We start from the raw sequence: 5395 nt of genomic DNA, 5'->3' as shown, positions 1-5395 counted from the left end.
GTCGATCAGGTGGCATTTCATGTCGAACAGGCCGAGCTCGAACACGGCAAACAGGCCAACCGGTCCTGCCCCGACAATAAGCACGTCTGTCCTGATAATGTCGGTCATGCCTGTGCCTCGCTGCGCATGACCCCGAAAATCGGATCGATTTTCGGAAAGGATCATGCGCAAATAAAAGTGCTACAGCGTCCTTTGCGCGTCCAAGAGGACGCGCGGCGCTGTAGTGAAACAGCAGGACACTGCATGACCATCGCTCCGCTGCCAAGCCGCAGCGGGAAAAATCAGTTGGCAAAGATACTGCGCTTATCCCTGACGGGCAGGCACCCGCACAATGAGACCGTCGAGCGCGTCTCGCACCTTGATCTGGCACGACAGCCGTGAGTTCGGCTGGACGTCGTAAGCGAAGTCCAGCATGTCCTCTTCCATCGCTTCCGGCTCGCCGACTTCAGCCGTCCAGGCTTCGTCGACATAGACGTGACAGGTGGCACAGGCGCAGGCACCGCCGCATTCGGCTTCGATCCCGGGCACGGCGTTGCGGATCGCGTTCTCCATGACCGTAGAGCCGTTCTCGGCGTCCATGTCGAAATGCGTGCCGTCATGGGCAATGAAAGTCAGCTTGGTCATTTGTCACCTGAAGGGAGTTCCAGCCGAGATAATCACTCCGGCTGACAAGTCAACTGCCGCATGAAAGCGCCGCCCGATGACGTTTTTCCGCAAATCGGGTTCAGCGCGGATTCAGCGGTTGATGGCGGCGATGAAATCGCGCACTTCGTCGATCAGCATGCCAAGCCGTTTGAGCGTCTGGCCGTCTTCCGGCCGATGCTCGATCTCGGTGGCGCAATCGGCGATGGCAAAGGCGCCGACGCCCCGTGCCGAACCCTTCAATCCATGGGCGAGCAGAAGCCGGTCCTTGATGTCGGCGTCGACTATTCTGTCGCGCACGGACAGCGCCTGCTGTACAAACAGCGCCAGCACCTCTTGCTCAAGGCTGCGGTCACCCATCGTCTGGCGGGCAAGGTGTGCCAAATCGACCGGCCGTGACCGCCTTGGTCCGGATACGTCGCCCCCGGGCATTGAGAAGGCAATGCCGCTTTCGCCACGCATGAACTCGAACTCCGTTTCTTCGATTCGCCCAAAAACCTAGGCGAATCCAATGGACAACGGGTTAATGAATGGCCGGGAAAAATGTTGCCAAAGCGGCGCCCAAATCACAGTTCCGTTAACCTTATATTTAAAGTTTTACGTATCCCGCGGAATGCATGTTTTCTTTACCCCCCTGTGTCATTACGATACGAGGGGTCCATTTTCAGCCTCCTGCGCGGGGCAAGACAAACAGAATTATAAGCCCGCGGCAGCTAGTACAGGGTAGCGAAGGCATGGCAAAGAAACCAACGACGACGAGAACTCTCGACAGCGACGTGGCCAGGGAACTGGAAAAGGCGCTCGATCTCGACCTCAGCAACGAGATCGGCAACGGCGACCTCGACATCGCGGCTTCTATGGAGGATCTGGAAGCTCAGATATCCCAGGCGGCCGACGAGTTGGCGCGCGAGGGACGCAATCATAAGCCGGAACAAAACCCGGAGCCCGTAGTCAATCAGAACCACGCCGCGAAACCCGCGCCCAAGGCAAAGCCTGCCGAATTGCGCCCCGTGGAACCGCGCAATGGCGCCCAGCCCGCTGGTTTCGCACCGGCCAATGACGATCGCCAGAAGGACTATAAGACGCTCCTGCACAGCCTCAACAGGCGTGCCTCGAACACCATTTACTGGGTCGTTGCCTTCGTTTCGCTCGCCTGGTTCGCTGGCGCCGGCGGTTTGGCCAATCTGCTTTTCGGACCGAGCATCTGGAGAATCCGTACGCTCGACCAGTTCCTTGCCCGTCCGGAGCTGATCGGCCTTGCGGTCGCGGCCATCGTGCCCGTCATCCTGTTCTGGGCCTTCGCCGCCATGATTCGCCGCGCCCAGGAAATGCGCATCGCCGCACAGTCGATGACCGAAGTGGCCTTCCGCCTGACCGAGCCGGAAAACCTTGCCCAGGATCGCGTCATGATGATCGGCCAGGCCGTTCGTCGCGAGGTCGCGGCCATGGGCGAAGGCATCGAACGCACGCTTGCCCGCGCGGTCGAGCTGGAAACGCTGGTCCACAGCGAAGTCAACCAGATCGAACGCTCCTATTCCGAGAATGAATCCCGCATCCGTTCGCTGGTCGACGGGCTCGGCAGCGAGCGCGAAGCCGTCGTCACCCATGCCGAGCGCGTCCGCGCTTCGATCACCGGCGCGCATGAGACGCTGAAGGACGAGATCGGCGCCGCCTCCGACATCATCCGCGACTCGATCCTCAATGCGTCGACCAAATTGTCGATGACGATCACCAATTCCGGCGACACGCTGATCGACCGCATCAACGAAAGCTCGATGTCGATCTTCGATTCCGTCGAAGGCCGGCTCGATTCGATCACCGACCGTCTGTCGACCTCGGGCGAGGCCTTCGCCAGCCTTCTCGACACCCGCATCGCCAAGCTGACGGACACCACTGACGGCCTGACACGGTCGTTGACCGATCTGCTCGACGATCGCACCACAGGCATGGTGTCGCTGCTCGGCGGTGCCGCGCGCACTCTCAATTCCGAATTCGAGGCCAGCCTCAACGGCATCGAGCGGACTCTCGCCGAACGCGGCCAGGCCCTGATCAGCGAGTTCCAGACCCGCGCCGAGGCGCTGGACACCGGAACGCAGAAGCTCAATGCGGCACTCGAGGCCCGTGCCCGCCAGATCAACGAAACGCTGGTCGAGCGCGCCCGCGAAATCGCGCACACCTTCGCCGAGAGCAAGGACACGCTGTCGGCGATGATCGATCAGGGCAAGACCCAGATCGGCGCCGACATGGCCGATATCGTCACCTCGACCTCCTCCATGCTCGAAGCCCGCGCCAGCGACTTCGCCGGACGCATGGAAGCCGCCCGTCACGTCGTGTCGCGTTCGTTCGACAGCGACATCCAGCGGCTCGCCGACGCCCGCGTCGGCATCGAGGAAGCCGTCGAGAACCACAGCAGGAAACTGTCCGAAAGCCGCGAGCGCATGGCCGCGGCCATGGAGGCCGACCTGGCGAAGTTCGCCGAGGGCCGCGCCGGCATCGATGCGGCGGTAACCAACCAGGTGCAGAAGCTGGCCGAAGGCCGCAGCCTGATCTCGCGCGCTCTCGAAGAGGACCTGCGCAAGGTCAATGAATCGCGGGCGGCCATCGATGCATCGCTCGGCAGCCATCTCGAAAGGCTGGAAGAAGGCCGCAACAGGCTCTCCACTGCCCTAAACGAAGACTCCGGGAAACTGGTGCAAGCTCGTACGATCATTGACGAAATGGTGGCCGGGCATGTTGGAAAGCTTGCCGAGGGCCGCAACATTCTGTCACGCGCCCTGGAGGCCGACCTCGGCAAACTGTCCGACAGCCGCGCCAGCATCGACGGTCTGGTCGCCGGTCAGGTCGAGAAGATCGCCGAGGGCCGCGCCGTGCTCGCCAAGGCGTTGGAAAACGACATCGTCGGCATCAAGAGCCTCATCGAAACCCATTCCGCCAAACTGGCGGAGGACCGCACGCAGCTTTCCCATTCGCTCGACAGCGATCTGTCCGGAATACGCGGCCTGATCGAAAGCCACTCGGGACGGCTGGCCGAGGACCGCGGCCTGCTGTCGCAGACGCTTGAGGCCGACCTTGCCAAGCTGGCTGAAAGCCGTTCGAGCATCGACGGTCTGGTCGCCGGTCAGGTCGAGAAGCTGGCGGAAGGCCGCGACATTCTCAAGCGCGCGCTGGAATCCGATCTGAACACGATCAAGGGCGTCATATCGAGCCAGTCGGAAAAGCTGGCCGAGGATCGCGGTCAGCTTTCCCGGGTCCTGGAAGCCGATCTGCAGAATGTGAACAGCGTCATCGCCGATCACATGAACAAGCTCGTCCAAGACCGCTCCGCCCTGTCGAGGGCCCTTGAGGATGACCTCGCCAAGCTGGCCGACAGCCGTTCCAGCATCGACGGGCTGGTTGCGGGTCAGGTCGAGAAGTTGTCCGAGGGCCGAGATATCCTGCGGCGTGCTCTGGAATCCGACCTCAATGCGATCAAGGGCACCATTGCCGATCAGTCGCAGAAACTGGTCGATGACCGAGCACAGTTCGCCCGGGCGCTCGAGGCTGATCTCGAAAGCGTCAACGGCTTGGTCAACAGCCATTCCGAAAGGCTCGTGCAGGACCGTTCGACGCTGTCGAAAGCGCTTGAAGCCGACCTCGAAAACGTCGGCGGCCTCGTCAACAGCCACGCGGAAAGGCTCGTCCAGGAGCGCTCGACCCTGTCGAAAGCGCTTGAGGACGATCTCGGCAAGCTGGCCGAGAGCCGCTCCAGCATCGATGGCCTGGTCGCCGGCCAGGTCGAGAAGCTCGCCGAGGGCCGCGATGTTCTCAAGCGCGCGCTGGAAGCCGACCTCGCCAAGCTGGCCGAAAGCCGCTCCAGCATCGACGGCCTGGTCGCCGGCCAGGTGGAGAAACTGGCCGAGGGTCGCGACATTCTCAAACGCGCCCTCGAAGCTGACCTGCAGAAGCTCACCGAAAGCCGCGGCGATATCGACAACATCATCGCCGGGCATGTCGGCAAGCTCGCCGAAGGCCGCAATATGCTGACCCTCGCGCTGGAAGACGATCTCGGCAAGCTGGCTGAGACCCGCAAGGATGTCGACCGCTCACTGTCGGGCCACATCGACCAGATTGCCGCCAGAAGCTCGGACATCTCTGCCGCTATCGCAGGCGATGTCGAGAAAATCGAGCAGGCATTCAGCCGCCAGACCGGCATCATCGAGGAGCGTGCCGGCACCATGGAGCGTGCGCTCTCGACAGGCGTAGACAACGTCCGCGCCGTGCTCGAGAAGAGCGCCGTGTTTGTCGCCGGCGCCCTGCGCGAAAAGGTGCTGGAAGTCACCAGCACCCTGCACGAGCAGGCCGGTGCCGCTTTCAGCGACGCCGACCGCAAGATCGCCGAGCGCGCCGAGCAGACGTCCGCCGCCCTGCTGGCGCGGGCCGAAGACATCGCCCGCACCTTCGAGGATGCAGACCGTCGCCTCCACGCTCGCGCCGAAGACACGTCCAACGCCTTGCTTGCCCGTGCCGACGATACGTCCAGCTCGCTGCTGGCCCGCGCGCATGAAACCGCCGATCAGCTGGCCGCTCGCGCAAGCGAGATCGCCGGCACCTTCGACGCCGCGGATCAGAAGCTGGCCGCCCGTGCCCAGGAAGCCGCCGATCAGCTGACTGCCCGGGCCCAGGACACCGCGGATCATCTGGCCGCCCGTGCAAGCGAGATTGCCGGCACGTTCGATGCGGCCGACCAGAAGCTGGTTGCCCGCGCTATCGAGAC

General features: G+C 62.8%; 2 protein-coding genes and 2 pseudogenes. 1 reads left to right on the top strand and 3 read right to left on the bottom strand.

Translation table 11 applies throughout. The features are described 5' to 3' along the window. The 3 genes and pseudogenes from EN906_RS38395 to EN906_RS21525 form a co-directional block, all read right to left on the bottom strand. Positions 1 to 108: pseudogene (locus EN906_RS38395) on the bottom strand (ferredoxin--NADP(+) reductase); the annotation flags it as partial. A 195-nt stretch (positions 109 to 303) separates the two neighbouring features. Next, positions 304 to 624 (bottom strand): 2Fe-2S iron-sulfur cluster-binding protein, encoded by a 321-nt coding sequence (locus EN906_RS21530; protein WP_056582251.1) that lies wholly within the window; start codon positions 622 to 624, stop codon positions 304 to 306. 111 nt (positions 625 to 735) lie between these two features. Beyond that, a complete protein-coding gene (locus EN906_RS21525) occupies positions 736 to 1104 on the bottom strand; it encodes an Hpt domain-containing protein (RefSeq protein WP_127269546.1) in 369 nt (122 codons plus the stop codon). Between the two features lie 272 nt (positions 1105 to 1376). On the opposite strand from EN906_RS21525, the pseudogene EN906_RS21520 reads away from it, so the two are divergent. Continuing rightward, positions 1377 to 5395, top strand: a pseudogene (locus tag EN906_RS21520) (kinesin); the annotation flags it as partial.

The organism is Mesorhizobium sp. M7A.F.Ca.CA.004.06.1.1 (assembly GCF_003999135.1).
Taxonomy (GTDB): Bacteria; Pseudomonadota; Alphaproteobacteria; order Rhizobiales; family Rhizobiaceae; genus Mesorhizobium.
This window is presented reverse-complemented; position numbering and strand designations above follow the sequence as displayed.